General features: G+C 59.8%; 15 protein-coding genes. 6 read left to right on the forward strand and 9 right to left on the reverse strand.

Features of this window, described 5'->3' with window-relative positions; translation table 11 throughout:
* Positions 1-170 precede the first annotated feature (170 nt).
* The 4 genes from D6Z24_RS21900 to D6Z24_RS00725 all read left to right on the forward strand — a co-directional run bounded on the left by D6Z24_RS21900 (position 171) and on the right by D6Z24_RS00725 (position 4,551).
* Positions 171-560 (forward strand): relaxase domain-containing protein, encoded by a 390-nt coding sequence (locus D6Z24_RS21900; protein WP_129124623.1) that lies wholly within the window; start codon positions 171-173, stop codon positions 558-560.
* The gene (gene mobF / locus D6Z24_RS00715) at positions 481-3,363 is read left to right on the forward strand and encodes a MobF family relaxase (RefSeq protein WP_281274994.1); all 2,883 of its coding nucleotides are present in this window, start codon (positions 481-483) and stop codon (positions 3,361-3,363) included. The genes D6Z24_RS21900 and mobF overlap by 80 nt, the downstream gene beginning before the upstream one ends.
* Positions 3,364-3,634: 271 nt before the next feature.
* Complete coding sequence (locus D6Z24_RS00720) at positions 3,635-3,988, forward strand: hypothetical protein (RefSeq protein WP_129124625.1); 354 nt, start codon at positions 3,635-3,637, stop codon at positions 3,986-3,988.
* Between the two features lie 2 nt (positions 3,989-3,990).
* Positions 3,991-4,551, forward strand: a complete 561-nt coding sequence (locus D6Z24_RS00725) for a hypothetical protein (protein WP_129124626.1) — start codon at positions 3,991-3,993, stop codon at positions 4,549-4,551.
* Positions 4,552-4,577: 26 nt separating this feature from the next.
* Here the strand turns inward: D6Z24_RS00725 and yjjJ are convergent, their stop codons facing one another.
* Positions 4,578-5,936 (reverse strand): type II toxin-antitoxin system HipA family toxin YjjJ, encoded by a 1,359-nt coding sequence (yjjJ, locus tag D6Z24_RS00730; RefSeq protein ID WP_129124627.1) that lies wholly within the window; start codon positions 5,934-5,936, stop codon positions 4,578-4,580.
* A 137-nt stretch (positions 5,937-6,073) separates the two neighbouring features.
* Entirely contained in the window at positions 6,074-7,315 is a 1,242-nt protein-coding gene (locus tag D6Z24_RS00735; RefSeq protein ID WP_162605053.1) for a tyrosine-type recombinase/integrase, read from the reverse strand.
* Between the two features lie 647 nt (positions 7,316-7,962).
* On the opposite strand from D6Z24_RS00735, the gene D6Z24_RS00740 reads away from it, so the two are divergent.
* Entirely contained in the window at positions 7,963-8,616 is a 654-nt protein-coding gene (locus tag D6Z24_RS00740) for a fibronectin type III domain-containing protein (RefSeq protein ID WP_129124629.1), read from the forward strand.
* A 574-nt stretch (positions 8,617-9,190) separates the two neighbouring features.
* Here the strand turns inward: D6Z24_RS00740 and D6Z24_RS00745 are convergent.
* The 6 genes from D6Z24_RS00745 to D6Z24_RS00770 form a co-directional block, all read right to left on the reverse strand.
* On the reverse strand, positions 9,191-10,090 hold the full coding sequence (locus D6Z24_RS00745; protein WP_129124630.1) for a YceI family protein: 900 nt from the start codon (positions 10,088-10,090) through the stop codon (positions 9,191-9,193).
* A gap of 132 nt (positions 10,091-10,222) precedes the next feature.
* On the reverse strand, positions 10,223-10,915 hold the full coding sequence (locus D6Z24_RS00750) for a VIT1/CCC1 transporter family protein (RefSeq protein ID WP_129124631.1): 693 nt from the start codon (positions 10,913-10,915) through the stop codon (positions 10,223-10,225).
* 183 nt (positions 10,916-11,098) lie between these two features.
* Complete coding sequence (wrbA, locus tag D6Z24_RS00755) at positions 11,099-11,710, reverse strand: NAD(P)H:quinone oxidoreductase (RefSeq protein WP_129124632.1); 612 nt, start codon at positions 11,708-11,710, stop codon at positions 11,099-11,101.
* Between the two features lie 356 nt (positions 11,711-12,066).
* Complete coding sequence (locus D6Z24_RS00760) at positions 12,067-12,906, reverse strand: MetQ/NlpA family ABC transporter substrate-binding protein (protein ID WP_198419490.1); 840 nt, start codon at positions 12,904-12,906, stop codon at positions 12,067-12,069.
* Between the two features lie 31 nt (positions 12,907-12,937).
* Positions 12,938-13,606: a methionine ABC transporter permease gene (locus tag D6Z24_RS00765; protein WP_129124633.1), complete on the reverse strand. Its 669-nt coding sequence runs from the start codon at positions 13,604-13,606 to the stop codon at positions 12,938-12,940.
* Positions 13,607-13,628: 22 nt separating this feature from the next.
* Positions 13,629-14,393: a methionine ABC transporter ATP-binding protein gene (locus tag D6Z24_RS00770; RefSeq protein WP_129124634.1), complete on the reverse strand. Its 765-nt coding sequence runs from the start codon at positions 14,391-14,393 to the stop codon at positions 13,629-13,631.
* Between the two features lie 548 nt (positions 14,394-14,941).
* Between D6Z24_RS00770 and D6Z24_RS00775 the strand changes: the two genes are divergently transcribed.
* A complete protein-coding gene (locus D6Z24_RS00775; RefSeq protein ID WP_129124635.1) occupies positions 14,942-15,400 on the forward strand; it encodes a hypothetical protein in 459 nt (152 codons plus the stop codon).
* Positions 15,401-15,799: 399 nt separating this feature from the next.
* On the opposite strand, the gene D6Z24_RS00785 is transcribed toward D6Z24_RS00775, so the two are convergent.
* Positions 15,800-17,152, reverse strand: a complete 1,353-nt coding sequence (locus tag D6Z24_RS00785; protein ID WP_129124637.1) for a hypothetical protein — start codon at positions 17,150-17,152, stop codon at positions 15,800-15,802.
* Between the last annotated feature and the right edge of the window lie 196 nt (positions 17,153-17,348).

The raw sequence follows: 17,348 nt of genomic DNA on the forward strand, positions 1-17,348 counted from the left end.
TCTCCCCCTGGCGGGCGCAGCATAGCACGCAAGGTTAATGAATAACAATAATAATCTACCCCTGCGGCGCCCATTGGAATACCCTCATTGTTTGTTAAAGTTTGCCAATGCCGTATAGGGCTTTGGAGTAGACTCTATCAGCTTTTGGAACGGGGGCTGGAGATCCAGCGATGATGTCGGTATCAGCGGGGATGGCTGCAGGGCAGGCGGGCGGGTACTTCTCCAGGGAGGATTACTACCTGCGGGGCATCGATAACGAGGGGGCGAGCCTCTGGTACGGTCGTGGAGCGCAGGCCCTGGGACTCGACGGCCCGGTCGGGGAAGAGGAGTTCCGGGCCCTGTGCCGTGGGGAGGACTTGCAGGGGAACCGCATCGTCGCCCCCAAACTGAGCCGGGACCGGGAGAGCGGTTTGCCCATCGAGACGCACCGTGCCGGGAACGACTGCACCTTCTCCGCCCCCAAGTCGGTCTCCGTCGCCTTTGCTGCCAGGGTGGACGGCGTCAGGGAGGCACACGACGCGGCGGTGCTCTCGGTCCTGCCGCACATGGAGGAACATTAACTCCCATTACCGCAGCCCCGAGGGGATCAGGTGCGGCGGCATGGTGGCGGCCAAGTTCGACCACGCCACCTCCCGAAACGTGGACCCGCAGCTCCACTCCCACGTCTTCGTGGTTAACGCGGTGCACACTGGGGACGGGAGCTTCCGAGCGAACGAACCGAGGGCCATCTTCCAGGACCAGAAGTCCCTGGGGCTTTTGTACCGGCAGGCGCTCGCCCGCGAACTCTCGGAGCGCGGCTTTGAGGTGGAGGTGCGGGACCGCTCGCAGATGTTCATCGAGTTGAAGGGGATCGACCCGCACCTCGTCGAGCACTTCTCCTCCCGACGTCTCGCCATCGAGGAGCAGGTGGAGCGCTGGAGGACCGAGGGGAGGTTTGCAGAGGTGCCCCACGCACGGCTCTACGAGATGGCGGCGCTGGAGAGCCGGGACCCCAAGCGCAGCATCACCAGGGAGGAAGTGACCCGGATCTTCGAGCGGGGTTTCGAGGAGTGCGGCACCTCCTTTGCCCAGGTAAGGCGGGAGCTGGAACGGGGCAGGGAGCTTGCCATCTCCCGCACCGCTCCAGACGCCTCGCGCGTGGTGGAGCTGGCCGTCCGGGATCTCACCGAGCGCGAGGCGGTGCTGGACCGAGCGAGACTTCTGGACCAGGCGGTGCTCGTCTCCGGGGGGGAGCACTCCGTAGCCGAGCTGAATCTCGCCATCGACGGCGGGACTCCGGACGTGCAGCGGCTCGGGCGTGACGCGAGGGGACGGGAATTGTACACGACCCGGGAGATGCTGGAGCTTGAGTCCCGGAATCTTGAGAGGATCAGGGAGTTCCCCGCCTTCGAGAGTGTCGCGCGCGCGCCCGAGGTCGAGGCGTATCTTGAGCTTTGGCAGGAGAAAAAGGGCGTCCGGCTGACGGCCGGACAGAAAGCCGAGGTTCACCTGGAACTGACCGGGAGCCGGGGCGTCGCCCTCACCATCGGGGATCCCGGAACCGCCAAAACCTCGACGCTGGAGATCATCGAGAGGTTCAACGAGGAGGTATTGTGCCCCGAGGGGAGGGAGCATCTCTCCGTCAACCTCTCCTATACCGGCAAGGCGGCCCGGGAGTTGTCCCTTGCTACCGGAAGGCCCGCCCTCACCCTGGACAGTTTCGAAAATACAAATCCGGCTTCCAAATTTGCCCTACAGAGGGCGAATGGCGAGCCGCCCATGCTAGTGGTCGCGGGTGAAAAGATCCTCATTCCGGAGGGGCGGGAGACCCAGGTGGTGCTCCGGGTGGACGAGGCGGGTTTTCTCGGAGCGAGACAGGCGGAGCGTCTGCTCGACGTGGCCGATGAGCTTCGGCAAAGGGGCGTTCGGGTAAAGCTTCATCTTTTGGGAGACTCGAAGCAGATGCAGGGGATCCAGGCGGGAGACCTCTTGCGCCAGGTGCGGGAGCTGGGTCTCAAAGAGGAGGTGGACTACGCGCACCTGACCGAGATCCTCAGGCAGCGCGATCCCGGGCTTTTGGAAATCGCGAAGGGGCTGAACCGGGAGGACCGGGAGCTTGCCGTGAACGCGAGGGAGGCACTCCGCTCCCTTGAGAGGCGCCAGGAGGTGCTGGAGATAGCCGACCCCTTGGAACTGCACCGGGCCACCGTGGAGCACTACCTGGAGGAGAGCCGGAAGCTTTCGCGCACTCCCGAGCGGGCGGCGGTGGGAGAGACGCAGCAGGTGCTCCTCGTGACCACCACCAACGAGGCGCGCAGGGATTTAAACCGCGAGATCCGTCAGGCACGCGTTACGGGAGGCGAGATCGAAGAAGGGAGGAGCTTTCCGGTACTAACACCGGTGCGCCAGGGGATCACCGTCGAAGGGTACCAGCTCGGGGACACGCTGCACTTTTCCGGCGAGCGGACCGAGGACGGGAGGACGGTCGCCTGGGGAGCCCGGCTGCACGCCGAGGGGAAGGTGGTCGGACTCGACCGGGAGCGTAACCGGGTGCAGGTCGAGTTGTCCTTCGAGACCCTGGACCGGCAACGGCGCAAGGTGGTCCGCGAGGTGGTGAAGGATTTCTCCGCTGCCGAGCTGCCGGGACGCACCACCCTTCTACGGGAGGAGGAGCGTAGCTTTTCCGTTGGCGACCGTATCGTGACGCTGAAAAACGACCGGGGAGTCGGGGTGCAAAATGGTTCTCTCGGGGTGGTGCGGGAGATCGATGCGACCGGGCGGATGCGGGTCGACATGGAGGGGCGCGAAGTGTCGCTCGACCTGAAAACCTACCGGCACGTTGACCACGCCTACGCCCTCACCATCCAGAAGAGTCAGGGGGCAACCGTGGAGCACTCCATCCTGTACGCGCCGGTGCACCGAAAGAAAGGGATGGAACTGGAACCGGGAAACGAATTGGAGTCCTACGGGAGGATGAGCTACAACGCGCTCAACGTCGCCGTCACCCGGGCCCGCTTCGCGACCCGCGTCCTCACCAACTCCATCGAGGATCTCGAACGGTCGGTGCAGTTCGTCGACCGCAAGAGTTCGACGCTCGACAAGGCGAGGGAACCGGTGCGGGAGATCACGCGCGCGCAGCAAAGGGAGATCACCGAGCCAGCGCATGTTCTGCACAGGCGCATCGAAGAATTGGAGCGGGTCATGCTGAAGCGTGGGGATGGGGTACGCAGGGCTCCCTCACTCGAGCATATCGTTCCCCTGGTGCGTGCTCCCGGGCTGAGAATTCCGGAGCAGGTGCTGCAGGTCCGGCAAGTGCAGAAGGTGGTGGAGCGGCAGCTGGAGTTGACGCTTCCGAAGCTTCCCGGCATGGGCTTTAAGATCTGAGCGCGGGGAGGTTCCGGGGAGCTGCGGTGCGCTTTACCTTCGAGGCTGTTGCGGTCAGGCGGGCCTCGCTTCGCTCGGCTGATTTTCCTTTCACACCTCACGCAGCCCTTCGGGCTGCGCCGGGCGTCCTTTTCGCGAATTCCTCCGTACTTTCGCGCCGGACGGCGTGGGACGCTCTGGCGCCAGAAGCGGTGAAAGGGTTTGTAAACCTGATAGCTTGCGTGGTACCACGCCGTCCGCCGCCGTCCGACGCACAAAGGAGGAGCCCCCCATGGCCAAAACAAGCGTCCGGCTGCCGCCGGAAATCTGTAAAAAATTGGAGAGCGAGGTGCGCAAACTCGGTGAGATCGGAGGCGGGACGGTAACGGTTTCGGAGCTGATCCGGGCCTGCATCGTCGAGCATTTTCCCGAGATTTCCACCCGTGCCCGGAAGGAAAAAACCTCCCTGGCCGAGCTGCGGGACGAGATTTCCGAACTGAAGGATCGCCACGTTCTCCTGGCGCGGGATGTGGAAACTCTGGTGCAGACCCTTTCCGAGGTGCTACCGCTTTTGGCCACGCGCGAGCAGGTCGATTCGCTCACCGACGGCATAGCGGCTGTCATCCGGTCGGCCAAGGTGAGGTGAACATGGACGGGAAATCCCCCAAGGACAAGTTGCTCGACGCCTGCGGCATGCACGATTCCCGGGTGCCCTCGCCACCCCCCAAGGATCAGGAGAGCAAGAAATATTACCAGGCCCTGCTGGACCGGGCGGAAGACGCCTCGGCCCGGGCACAACAGGCACAGGAACAAACCGAGCGGTCCTACCGGAGGCTGAACGACTATCTCCTCAAGGATCTGCCGCCTCAACTGGTGCGGGCATTTGGAGAAGTGGCCCAGAAAGAGATCGCCTGCACCTTGCGCCCTCTCCACGACAGCCTAGGCAAGGAAGCGGCACGTATCGATTCCTGCGCGGAAGAACTCTTCCGGATGTCCTTGAACTGGCGCCTCATGCTGGTTGCGGTCGCGGTGGGAATCGCCACCGTTTCCCTCGGCGCGGTGATGGTGCGCTACACCCTTTTGGACAGCCATTTCGAGGAGGAAAAGCGCTACGAGATCTGGGGGCGCGACGTGGCGGCCAGGCTGGAAAAGTCTTCGCCCAAGGAGCGGGAACGGATCCTCAAGTGGGTCCGTGGGGGGCCGCTTTGACTCTTTTCCAGGTGCCCCCGGAAGCCCTAAACCACCAGACGCGGCCCTGAAGCCAGGGCCTTAAGCTTCTCAAGGTTCGACCGGCAGATGCCTCGGAACTCCTCCGAAACGCGGCGTTCCTCAACCGTCCGCTCCCAGAAAAGGAGGGCCCGGGCAAGCGCCGAGGCGTAGGCCTCGGGAGCACCGGAAGCGAAGCCGGGAGGGGTAAAAGTACGGGCAAGCAGCACGCCGTCAAGTGGGCGGTAGAGCATCGGGAGCATGTCATAGGCCGGCGCCAGCCGGAAGTCCCCCGTCTCCGCCGGGACCAGGGACACGTTGCCGAAGTGTTGGTCGGTGTTCGCTATCAGGTCCCCGAAGACGGAGAGCCAGCGGAGATTGGCCGCGTCCCCCGGGGGGAGTTGACCATCCCCTTCCATCCTCCGGGCGGCCAGGACCCAGCTGTCCTGATGACCGTAGAACTCGTTGTCCACCGCCCTTAGGGAAACCATCGGCAGGCGACCGAACCTCCCAGTGCGGTCGAAGCGCTCCACCTCCAGAAACACCCGGTTATCCGCATGCAAAAGGTTTGTGCGCGCCGCGGGAATCCCCGTTTCCGAAACGACCTCCAGCGCAAGATGCTCGCAGACGAGGAGGTCGGCCCAGCGCCTCCCCTCGAGCGAGTCCAGGGGGGGAGAGAACTTCACCAGGACGTGCCGAGCCGTGCCGTCGCGCTCGACAACGGCGGTGAACTTCGGGTGCTCGCCCCCCGCCGAGGAGCCTGGCGGCTGTCCTTCCATGGCGAGGCGGGCCATGCCCGGGTAGGCATCGGGGAGTTCGTCGGGCCGAAGCGGTGCCTGAGGTTCCCGGACCGAGCGGAAATAGCGCTCCAGGGACTCCTCGCCGATGACTAGGTCCCCCATGCAGTCCTCGCCGCGGCGTGCCAGGGCGATGAGCACATGGTCGTCCTGCCAGTCGTTGCCGCGGGGGGGAAGGGCCAGTTCCTCGTGCAGCCTCATGACGAAAGAGCGCCCCACGAAGCCCTCGGGGCGCAGATCCGAGAGGAACCAGGGGAGGCTTTTGTATTGCTCGGGGGGGGCTCCCTCCGGCCGCCACAGGTACTGATCCCTGGCTATGGCGTCAAGGACGCCGAAACGGCGGGCGTTTCCCTCCGCGTCGATCCGGTAGACGGGGAACTCGCCCCCCAGGCCGCGCAGATCGCGCCGCGTGGTGTAGCGCCGTGAGCGCGCCTGCCCGATGGCGACGACGCGGCTCCCGAGGCTCGCGATGAGGCGGGAGACGGTGGGCTGGCTTATTTCCAGTCGCTTCTGGATCTCCTCGGAGCTGAAGACGCCGGAGGAGAGATAGAGCAGAAGGCGGTCGGTATAGTCTGATCTGGTGCGGGACATGGGTTGCCTAGCGTCTGAATAGATTTATGAATAGATTTATCTCATAGATATGACATAAATACAACAGATTAAGTTGTAAATGTTCGGCTGGATGAATATTAAGAAGGAATTGGTGGCGAGATCGCGCCTCTAGCGGGTCATTCCTGCACCAACCGGGGCTTACGCACGATGGATAGCACCTTCGAGGTGTCGCGACCGGTCGTGATGCTGATCAGCTTGCGCGCCCACGCCTCCAGCGCTGCCTGTTTCTCCCGGTCGTAAGAGTAGCGGTTGTAGACATGCCCCACCCCCTGCTTTTGCCTGGTGATGTGGTTCTGCAGCCGGTCGATCAGCTCCCCCGAGAACCCCATCTCGGCCCAGCAGGTAGCGGCGCTGCGCCTCAGGTCGTGCGGGACGAAGTAGGCTACCTTGAGCCTGTCCTCCACCCTGCTCTCCGGGGTGTGGGGGAGGCCCCCCTTGATCGCGCTGGTAAGTGTCCTTACTTCGAGGGATTTCCCCGGATTGGCCGGCGATGGGAAAACGTACCCTTCGCCCTCTCCGATCAGCTCCTTTGCCAGCGGGGTCAGGAATACCCGGTGCGCCTGCTTGTTCTTGGAGCGCTCCGTCGGAATGGTCCACCAGTCGCCGTTGATCTCCCTGGTGTGCATACCGATCACCTCTCCCGGACGCTGTCCCGTCACCAGGATCAATTTCAGGCAGCGGCAGACGTTGTCGGATATGCCGGAGCTGTCCAGGTTTTTCCACAAGGTCCGGATCTCCTCCCAGGACAGGGCTCTTTCCCTCGACGTCTCCCGCTCCGGCCGGTCCATGCCCATGAACGGGTTCGTCTCGATCACGTCCCGCTTCACCGCGTAGCTGAACATCTTCCGGGTATACGCGAGCACCCGGTTCGCCATAACCGGCGCCCCACGGTCGGCGATTTCGTCGAGGATCACCACTAGGTCGCGCCGCCTGATGTCACTGATCTTGCGCCTGTCCCACTGGGGCAGCAGGTTGACTTTGAGGGCCCGCTCGATCTCCTTCCACCCCCGGTTATGGAGCTTCGCATGGCGCTCGATGTACTCTTTGATGAATTCGGCGACGAAGGGGGTGCGCCTGCGGTCGATGGCGTTTTGCATCCGCTCGCCCAGTGGGTCCTTCCCTTCATCCAGCTTCTTCCTGGCGGCCGTCAGCCGCTTGCGGGCCTCGGAAAGAGACACAGTCGGGTAATCGCCCAGGCGCATAAAGCGGCGTTTGCCGTCGAAACGGTACAAGTAGAAGAAGACCTTGGCCCCGGTGGCAAAGACCCGGATGCCGAACCCCTCGCCTTCACCTTCCCGGATATCTTCCAGGCGCTTCTCGGTTTTCAGGTTGCGGACATAGACGTCGGTGAATTTCATGGCCTCTCTCATGCCGATTCGGTTGGTAATCCGCTTAATCCGACTTAGTATGGTCTCTAGTATGGTCTTTATGCAAGCGAAACTTGCTGCGGATGGCCGTCTTTACTCGATTTAGTATGGTCTCTAGTATGGTCTCTATTGGCCTCGCTGGAGCTGAAACGAGTTGAATCGAGTTGAAACGGCAGGCGCCTAAAAAACAGGCTAATTATCTGCAATCATTATTGTTTATCAGACATGATGAACCGAATTGAAACGCCCTGAAATGGCTGAAACGTGGCTAATTTCTGACTCGAAATCAGGTGTACCGAAAGGTACCTAGGGTTCGAATCCCTATCTCTCCGCCACATTACAAAAAGGCCAGTCATTGCGACTGGCCTTTTTGTCGTTTGTGTAGCAGATACGTAGCGCTCACTCCCGTCGCTGGGGCTTGCCTGAAACCTGGCCACGCCAGCGCCCACGCCCCTCCGAAAATTATGCCGCTCTGGGTGATCGGTATTGCCGTCTGCGGAGAAACCCTCTCTGGAAACGCCGCTGACAGGCGAGGTACGAAAAAAAGTGCGTCGAGCCGGTTGACGTTTTATTGGACCCGACTAATACTTATCCCCGTCACGTGACCACAGCAACCAGACATCATAACGGAGGCCGATATGAGCGAAGCGTTCAACATCCAGGCCCTCAAGGACTACAGCGACGGGGACCTGGCTCTCCACCTGGATAACATGGGTGGTCTTCTGGATGTGCATCCAGCCTTCCAGCTCCCGAACCGCTCCCCATGCGTCCCGGCTGGGGATAACATGAGGGAGCATTCAACCAGAATCAAGGCGACTTCAATCGCAGCGAAACATGACCCCAGCAAGATACCCGAAAGAGATGCCGCACGGGAAACGGCTCTTCGGGATGTCATTTTCTGCTGCCAGCATACGGTGATGTTCGCCACCCACACCAACGACCCGAGCCATCTCGACACCATCGGCGTGGAAAGGGCGAAGAAACACACCAGGAACACCAAGGTCGGCCCCCCGGAGCAACTGACGCTGTTCACGGTGACACACCTCCATGGCGAATCTGGGGCGGTCAAGGTTCACGTGAATGCCTGGGAAGGAAAAGGGAGCGTCCTGGTCCAGATTTGCTACGGGGACCCATCCCGCGAAGATTCCTGGAGTGCCATAAAGACCGGCCACAGCTGCAACTTCACCATCCATCAACTCGAGGCGGCAAGAAGGGCCTTCTTTAGGGCCAGAGTCCAGAACGATGCCGGTGCCTCTCCGTGGTCCAAGGTAGTCGAACTCATCATTATCTGACCTGACTTCGGCGGCTGCCGTCTATGGCAGCCGCCTCGCCTTTTCCTCCCAACCCCGCTCCGCGGACACCCACCCTTGACTCACCGATGCCCGCCGCACCCGATTGGGCCGTCCATAACGGCACCCCCCCCCGCCCCCCGGCACTTCCTTTCCATTGCGTAGCCCTCATCCCGCTCGCGTTAACGCTATTTTGCCGGCAATAGCGTTATTTGGTCCACAATAGTGTTATCCGGCTCCGGATAACGTTATTCGGGAGCCGGATAAGCTTATTTCTCCGGGAATAGGCTTATTCCAAAACAAATAAGCTTATTCCGAGGGGGAATAAGCTTATCTTGTCGCGAATAGTGTTATTGGGGGACCGAATAACGTTATTCCGGGCCGAATAGTGTTATTTCCGCCGTCACAACGTTGGGCGGGTCCAAGCAGCTCTTTGAAGCGGGGAGCTACACGCCCCCCGCCGCCCGGAAGCTGGAAGGCCGTGATGATCGCAGTGCCGTCCACGTCAGGAAGGGTCCGGGTAAGCTGCGCGGCCTCGACCTATTGCGCAAAACCCTCAGGGCATGAAAAGCCGCTCTCACCATGCGCCCGCCACAACGAACAGTTCAAGGCTGATCAAGTCATCCACGAAATGCATTCCAAGCCGCTCGAACAGCCTGCACGATCCATAGCAGGCATTCCAGAGGGTACGATCGAGATCGAAGGCTGCATGAGCCTGGATGCCGCCGTCACTTTGCGGAGCGATGGTCGCGGGGATGCGGATCTCCCGGGTGACATCCCTTATTTTCAACTTCCCTGTGACAATCCCTTCTACTGCGTTTAACGAATTCTCTGCCCTGGTTTCCCATCCGGTCGAGGTGAACGAAGCTGTCGGGAAAAGATCCACAGCGAAGAAATCGTCAGATTTAAGGTGGCGGATCAGCAAATCGCGCCAGCCACCATCCTGCAGATCCAGATTGGAAATGCTGGTCATGTCCAGCTCGATATGCCCTCTGGAGAGCTTTCCGTCCTTGATGGACAGTTCTCCCGTCTTGATGCCGATGCGGCCGTAGTGCCGTTTGTTCAGGTTTCTGCCGATCCACTCCAGGGTGCTTTTTTCTGTATCGACCCGGTAGGGGCCATCCCGCAACCCCAATGGGGCCACCTTTTCTTCTACCTCGAGCGGCAGTCCTTCCTTGCGCCAAGCGGCAAGCCCGCCGGCCAGCACCGAGACCTTAGCGTAACCGGCTTGCTGCAGCCGTTCGAAGGCCAATTCGGCAGATCGAGTCGTGCCGGTAGCGTCGTAGAGGATCAGTTCCCGATTTCGATCGGGAAACAGTTCGGCAATCAGGTCGAGAAAGGCAACCTCATAGACACAGGCGTTCAGGGCGCCGGCCACATGACAGGCGGCATAATCCTCCGGCGTCATCACATCGATCACCACCGCACCTTTCTGGAGGTGCTGCATCATTTGGTCGGATGACAAGGTATGGCTCATGGCACTAGCTCCTTCTCGCGCGGTGTTAGGCTGGAACCTGTAGGTCATTCAGGTCGCCACATAGTCGTCACTGGTACTTTCCCGCCAGAAAAAACCCCAGTCAATTAGTGAGCTGAGGGCTGTCGTTACCGATCAGACCGCCGTACCGAAAAGGGCGCCTATTGCCGCCGTGGCAGCCATCGCCAAGGCTCCCCACAGAGCGACACGAACGCCCCCGACAACAACGCTTGCCCCCCCGGCTCGGCCGGCCAGAGCGCCCAGAATCCCCAGGCACAAAAGTGAACCACCTGCCACCACGGGAATGAAATAGGCGACTGGACTTAATAAGGCGATGAGTAGCGGCAAGGCAGCACCCACTGAAAAAGTTACTCCAGACGCCAGTGCCGCCTGCAGGGGACGGGCGATGACTATTTCCGAAATTCCCAGTTCATCGCGCGCATGTGCCTCTAGCGCATCGTGTGCCATAAGCTGCTCGGCGACCTGTCTGGCGAGTGAGGGATCAAGTCCTCTCCCGACATATATGGCCGCCAACTCCTGGCACTCAGTCACAATGTCCGTCTTAAGTTCACGTCGCTCACGGTCAAGGTCGGCCTTCTCGGTGTCGGCCTGTGAACTGACGGACACATACTCTCCCGCCGCCATTGACATGGCACCTGCCACCAAGCCCGCTACCCCCGCTAAGAACACATTACCGCGCACTGCGCTGGCGGCTGCCACCCCCACAACGAGGCTTGCAGTCGAAAGGATCCCGTCGTTTGCGCCCAGCACCGCTGCCCGCAGCCAACCGATCCTGGTTGCATAGTGCTGCTCCGGATGTTTAGGCATCCTCCCCACCTGTGGTTTTGTTATTGGCTCCATCGTATAAATCCGCATGGATCAGATGCTCAACGTTGGGAGGTTTCCCATCAATCTGGAACGCCTGCCGTGCTTTCGAGTCGGAACATAATAGGGGGCAGGCGGGGCGCCTGTCCCCCTACTAGGGACACATCAGACTTTGGTGAAACCTGACTACGCGGAAAGCTTTCCGGCTATTTTGGCCACGTTTTTACCCTGGAAGCGCGCCGCAGCCAGTTCGTTGTCGGTCGGCAGCCGCTCTCCCTGCGTCCCTGCTATCGTGGAAGCCCCATAGGGAGAGCCGCCGGTAATTTCATCGTTGCGCATCTGACCGTCAAAAGCATAGGGAAGACCGACGACCACCATACCCTGATGGAGGAGGAAGGTATGGAACGTGAGAATCGTCGATTCCTGACCGCCATGCTGGGTAGCCGAGCTGGCGAAGACGCTTCCTACCTTCCCGACCAGCTTCCCTTGCAGCCAGAGGCCGCCAGTAGCGTCCAAAAATTGCCGCATCTGTCCGCACATGTTGCCAAAACGGGTCGGGGTACCGAAGACTATCGCGTCGTAGTCGGGGAGTTCCTCGACGGTGCAGACCGGCACATGAGCAAATGTCTTCTGCGCATCGATCGCCCCCATTTTCTCCAACACGTCATCAGGGAGGGTTTCAGGTACACGCCTTAATACAGCCACCCCTCCGGGCAATTCCCTGACCCCTTCGGCCACCGCCTCCGCCATCCGGTGAATGTGACCGTACATTGAATAGTAAAGCACGAGTACTTTCATGGTGTCCTCCGATCCCGTTAGATGCTTGACTGCAAATATGGACAAAACATAGATGGTTAACGGATATGGATTATACCACCCATAAACCGGCAGTCGAGGTGGGTATGGGTTCCCAAAAATCTGTTTGACAGTGTAACCAGGCACTGAAACAGTTGTTGCGGGTGGCTTCCCGTTGGAAGCCAGCCACTATGACTCTGATACACATAAAAAGCCGGTCCCGGGTGCTCAAGCAGTTGCTCCCAGGGACCGGCTTTTGTCGCTTCAATCTTTCAACTGCTCCTTCAACGTCTTGATGAATAGGCCGAAGGCCTTGTTCTTCTTCCAACGACCAAACCGTACCCGGCCGCCAGTTGAAGCTAGAACGCCGGGATGATCGCGGCGCCGTATTTTTCTTTCAGGAACTGCTTCAGCTCGGGGGACTGCAGTGCAGCCACCAGCTTCTTGATATCCTCGCGGGTCTCCTCTCCCTTGCGCACCACGATGATGTTGGCGTAGGGAGACTTGGCGTCCTCGCGCACGACGGCGCTCTGCGGGTCGATCTTCGCGTCCAGGATGAAGTTGGTGTTGATCACCGCGCCGTCCACGTCGGGAAGGGTCCGGGTAAGCTGCGCGGCCTCGACCTCGACGAACTTGATCTTCTTCGGATTCTCCACGATGTCCTTAGGCGTTGCCTGGAAGTTGGAGATGCCCGGTTTCAGCTTGATGAGGCCCTGCTTCTCCAAGAGCGCCAGGGCGCGGTACTCGTTGGAGGGGTTGTTGGGAACCGCGATCTGTGCGCCGTCTTTGAGTTCGGCGATGCTCTTGATCTTCTTGGAGTAGAGCCCGATCGGCTCCACGTGGATGCTGCCGGCCACCTGGAACTGGTAGTTCTTCTCCTTCATCACGGCCTCCAGGTAGGGGACGTGCTGGAAGTAGTTGGCGTCGATTTGCTTCTCGGCGAGCGCCGGGTTCAGCTGCACCTCGTCGTCGAAGGTCACCACTTCGAGGTTCACGCCCTGCTCCTTCAATTTCGGCACTACGAATTTGAGGATGTCGGCGTGGGGAACTACCGCCGCCCCCACCTTCAGGGTCTTCCCGGTGCCCTCTGCGCCCTTGCCCGCCTCGCCTTCCTTTTTCTTGCAACCCGCTGCGGCCACTACAACCAGGGCGAGGGCGACCAAGGCAAGGCTCAGCCTGCCGTTAAATTTGCTCATCATCTTTGTGTTCCTCCGTTGAATATAAGGCTCTTTAGCCGAGCCGGTGTTGGTTTCTGTTGATCCGTCGCGCCAGTTTGTCGCCGCTCCACTGCACCCCCTGGACAAAGACGACCAGAATGAGGACGGTCGCAAACATGACGTCCTCCCGGTAGCGCATGTAGCCGTAACGGATGGCGAGGCTGCCGAGTCCGCCGGCCCCGATCGCCCCGGCGGTCGCCGTGAACCCGGTTATGGTGATCACCGCGAGAGTCAGACCAAGCACAAGCGAGGAGAGCGCCTCGGGAATCAGTACCTTCCGCACGATCTGCAGCGGCGTAGCCCCCATGGCAAGGGCCGCTTCCACCTTGCCGCGGTCAACCTCCTTCAGGCTGTTCTCGATGATGCGGGCGAGAAAGGGGGCTGCAGCAATGGAAAGCGGAACGGCGGCGGCCGTAGCCCCCAGCGTGGTTCCCACCAAAAAGCGCGACAGCGGCAGCAGCAACACGATCATGATTATGAAGGGAAAGGACCGTGTGATGTTGATCACGACGCCGAGGACGCGGTTCAGCCGCGGCGACTCCATTACGTGCCCGGTCGAGCTGATGACAACCAGCACCCCGAGGGGGAGCCCCAGCAGGACGGCCGCGACGGTGGACAATACCACCATGTATAGGGTTTCTCCGAAACCGGTCAACAGCATCGGTATCAGGTCTTCATTCATCGTTACCTCCTCCTCTCCTGCCCTAGATGCCGGCGCCGGAGCCCTGCAGCAGCGTGCTGTGTTCCAGGAAAAGTCTCATGGTCGCGCTGGAGGGTGCGGAGAATACCGCATCCACCGGCCCGGACTCGACGATCTCGCCGCGGTCCAGGACCGCCACCTTCCCGCAGATCTGCCGGATCACGCTCATTTCGTGGGTAATGAGGACGATGGTGAGGCCAAGCTTTCGATTGATGTCGGCCAGCAGTTCGAGGATGGACCTGGTCGTCTGCGGGTCCAGCGCCGAGGTGGCCTCATCGCTTAGGAGCACTTCAGGGTGGTTGGCGAGGGCGCGGGCGATGCCGACCCGCTGCTTCTGCCCACCGGACAACTGCGCCGGATAGCTGCCGGCTTTATCGGAGAGCCCCACCAGGTCGAGAATCTCGGCTACCCGTTGCGCGATCTCCTTTCGCGGCCAGCCCGCCAACTCAAGCGGGAAGGCGACGTTGCCCTGCACCGTCCTCGAATCGAGCAGGTTGAAGTGCTGGAAGATCATGCCGATCTTCTTGCGGGCCTCCCGCAACTCGTGTGTTGCCAGCCCGGTGATCTCCCTGCCATCGATGACGATGCTGCCGCTGTCCGGCTCTTCGAGGCGGTTCAGGCAGCGGATGAGGGTGGACTTCCCCGCTCCGCTCAGTCCGATGATGCCGAAGATGTCCCCTTTTTCTACCTGCAGGGTCACGTCGCGCAGCGCGTGATACGTTCCACGCGGCGTATGGTACTGTTTGTTCAGGCTGTCGATGGTAATCACTTGCCCCCCGTGACTGCGGGCTGACACAAAAAAGATAGCGAGGGAGCTTACTTCCACCTCCAGCTCTCCGGCCAGCTTCCAGCATTTGCAACTTAAACTTTTTAAACTTCAGAGACTTATATCAAATTCGACTGAAGAACTCAACTTTTAATTAGAACATAGCCCACTACAACAGCGTGTTTTAGTGCCGGTGCGCTGAGGGGGCCCGCAGTGCCGACGTGCAGCACCGTTTGCACCCCAAAAATTCCCCTGTAAGCGTGACAGCCGCAATGACTACGAAAAGGTGATCCAAGTCCTGCTGCCTTTGTCTCCTTGAATTCTCTTTCGGCCCGGCTGGTGATTTCTAAAGCGTCAACATAGGCGCCCCCTGCCTCTCCAGGGCGAGCATCTCCTCCTCCCGCCCGAAATCACAGCTCCTGACTCCACGGTCTCATACATCTGCGCTGACTCTCAGCTCCCCCTCACGGCTGCAATTTGCGTGATTATCAATACAGCCCTTTGATATAATGAGAGCTTGGAGCAGAAGCTAACTCAGATGGAGGTGGGACATGAACATAGCAAGGACAGTCATCCGTTCTCTCTGTGTCCTATCGCTCGTCGCAAGTCTTTCAGGCATGACTCCCGTACTTGCGGCCGAGGAGAACCCAGCGGGTGATCTCTCCAAGGACTTGAAGGAGATGCCGGTGCTTACCGGAGAAACGTGGCAGACCCTTCAGCCTGAGGCTAAGATCACTTTCTTATGGGGCATCGGACACGTGGTGACCATCGAGGAAAACGTGATCCAGCGGCACCCTGAGCTCAAAAGACAGGGTTTCGCCGCAAAACTGGCGGAAGGGCTCCGTGGCGTCCCAATGGAGACCATCATCAAGGACATCGACGGTTACTATCTTGCGAATCCGGGCGATCGGGATCTTCCGGTCATGCGGGTGATCTGGACGCAGATCGTCAGGCCTAAACTGAAAACGGGCATAGCCGACCAGCCGTTCGCCGGTTCAGGCGGGCCGTAGGTCGGCAAGGAGGCAGCACATGAGAGCTATGAGATATCTGGCAGTCGTGCTGCTGGTGGCATTTAGCTTTGGGTGTGTGGGAATGTCACGCCAGCAGCAAAGCACGCTGAGTGGAGGCGCCATTGGTGCCGGCGGCGGGGCCTTGCTCGGTGGGCTTTCGGGCGGAAGCCCCGCAGTCGGTGCGATACTCGGAGGGGCGGCGGGCGCTCTGACCGGGTTCATCCTCGGAGATCCGAATTCAGGACGTCGTTACCAGCGGCGCTGAGGCTAACGGCACGGCAGCAAGTGTTGTCAGTGCACACAGCCGTGCCGTCATGAAACTGAATGGACGTAAAAGCCGGTCCCGGGGTGGATTAAGCCGTTGCACCACCGGGACCGGCTTTTTGCGACTTCAGTCTCTCAATCATCGTGAACCGTACCATCCTGCAGCGGAGCGGTTTGCTGACCTATGTTCAAACAGCCGAAATCGCTCAAAGCCCTGCGCAGCAAGCCCCGAACGGCTCGGCTCAACTCATCCCGGATGATCTTTTTATCTTCGCTCCCACAGTAGGAGTCGATGTGCCTGCACTTGGATGCTTCGGCTATTTCGATTTCAAAGGGAACCACTTCGCTCAGGAGCGAAGATGGATTGCGGTATACCAGCATCTCGGCAAAGACATTACGACGTTCGGCAACATCCCGGATCTGAGCAAGAGCTGCGACCTCAATACAGAAACTCATGTCTCCAAAACACTCGCCAAACTTCACCCTTGTGAACTGAATGCTCCCCACTCTCCCATTCACCTCAACAGCATCTGATCGTTGGGAGCCTTTGACTGCTGTGCCTTTAGGAAAGGCTTCTTCAATGAGACTCCGAGTCTCCTGTGCCAAATCCAAGCGTTCTATTTCATGTCCAATATCATCCAGGCAGACTCGGTATCGCTTCTCGTCAAGCCCCCCCTTCACCACCCCGTATAAGGAGCCAAACGGTGCATAGGTGAGGTAAGCCATCGGGATAACATACCCCGCTCCGATAGCGTCAAAAAACTGTCCCGTCACTTCGAGGGTATTCGGCGGGTTTGCCTCCTTAACCTTTTTCCTTGGCTCTCCTCCGAAACCAAGCGCCTTCAGGACCGAACGTTTTTTCCATCCCGGAGCTTGCAACGTCGGCATAGCCGGGGAGATAAGTCCCATCGCCTGCGGTGTTCTTTCATTACTGGACAGTGGCTGCCCGTAACGGCTGATCAGGCACGGGATACCGGGTGCGCCGTCGAAACCGGCAGGCACGAGCTCGTTTGCCGCCACACGCTCGTCTGCAACGGTCAGATAGCTATAGGCAAAATCACCCTTTTGGTCGAAACCGCACTGCAGATCTAAACTGCCTGCGTAGACTGCTGCCCCTGTTTCCGGGATCCCAAGGAAGAAAGGTTGCCGTTCGACGTTCAGGTAGTAACTCCCCGGGTCCAACAGCATGACCAACCACCGAGTGCTTCCCTTTTCTACCGGCAGTAAGTGCAGAACTTCCTTAAGCGGGATCTTTTTCTCCCTTGTGAGCGACCATACCTCCAATTTTTTGTTTGCGTATCCAAACTGCTGCACGAATTCGTGAACACAGGCGCCAGGGCTGCCGTTCGCAGGTCGCAGCCTGAGGAATACTGCAGCCTTACCGTTCCGTTCAGCGCCCGATCGAAAGATTTCGATCTGCTCTTTCGCGTGATGTGCGCAGCCGGACTGTGTCACCAAAACAAGCATCATTATCAGAAGTCGTAGCATGGCCTGCCTCGCTCAAATCCTGTAATGCAGCTTAATTTTGAAGTTAGAAGAACGGCACAGAATCCATCCTCAACAGACACGAACAAATATCATGACTCTATCGCATTCAGCTCTGAGAGCAACAACTGGTGCGCCTGCTGTGCTACCTCGACCGAGAGAACGGCTGCCCCGGACAAAGACGCCACAGCTTTCTCTT

Source organism: Geomonas oryzae (assembly GCF_004117875.1).
In the GTDB taxonomy this organism is placed as follows: domain Bacteria; phylum Desulfobacterota; class Desulfuromonadia; order Geobacterales; family Geobacteraceae; genus Geomonas; species Geomonas oryzae.

Bases quoted from the DNA above. Each gene is read 5' to 3' on its own strand.
- D6Z24_RS21900 (WP_129124623.1), top strand. From the start codon at position 171: ATGATGTCGGTATCAGCGGGGATGGCTGCAGGGCAGGCGGGCGGGTAC.
- D6Z24_RS00720 (WP_129124625.1), top strand. From the start codon at position 3,635: ATGGCCAAAACAAGCGTCCGGCTGCCGCCGGAAATCTGTAAAAAATTG.
- D6Z24_RS00725 (WP_129124626.1), top strand. From the start codon at position 3,991: ATGGACGGGAAATCCCCCAAGGACAAGTTGCTCGACGCCTGCGGCATG.
- yjjJ (WP_129124627.1), bottom strand. From the start codon at position 5,936: ATGTCCCGCACCAGATCAGACTATACCGACCGCCTTCTGCTCTATCTC.
- D6Z24_RS00735 (WP_162605053.1), bottom strand. From the start codon at position 7,315: ATGAAATTCACCGACGTCTATGTCCGCAACCTGAAAACCGAGAAGCGC.
- D6Z24_RS00740 (WP_129124629.1), top strand. From the start codon at position 7,963: ATGAGCGAAGCGTTCAACATCCAGGCCCTCAAGGACTACAGCGACGGG.
- D6Z24_RS00745 (WP_129124630.1), bottom strand. From the start codon at position 10,090: ATGAGCCATACCTTGTCATCCGACCAAATGATGCAGCACCTCCAGAAA.
- D6Z24_RS00750 (WP_129124631.1), bottom strand. From the start codon at position 10,915: ATGCCTAAACATCCGGAGCAGCACTATGCAACCAGGATCGGTTGGCTG.
- wrbA (WP_129124632.1), bottom strand. From the start codon at position 11,710: ATGAAAGTACTCGTGCTTTACTATTCAATGTACGGTCACATTCACCGG.
- D6Z24_RS00760 (WP_198419490.1), bottom strand. From the start codon at position 12,906: ATGATGAGCAAATTTAACGGCAGGCTGAGCCTTGCCTTGGTCGCCCTC.
- D6Z24_RS00765 (WP_129124633.1), bottom strand. From the start codon at position 13,606: ATGAATGAAGACCTGATACCGATGCTGTTGACCGGTTTCGGAGAAACC.
- D6Z24_RS00775 (WP_129124635.1), top strand. From the start codon at position 14,942: ATGAACATAGCAAGGACAGTCATCCGTTCTCTCTGTGTCCTATCGCTC.
- D6Z24_RS00785 (WP_129124637.1), bottom strand. From the start codon at position 17,152: ATGCTACGACTTCTGATAATGATGCTTGTTTTGGTGACACAGTCCGGC.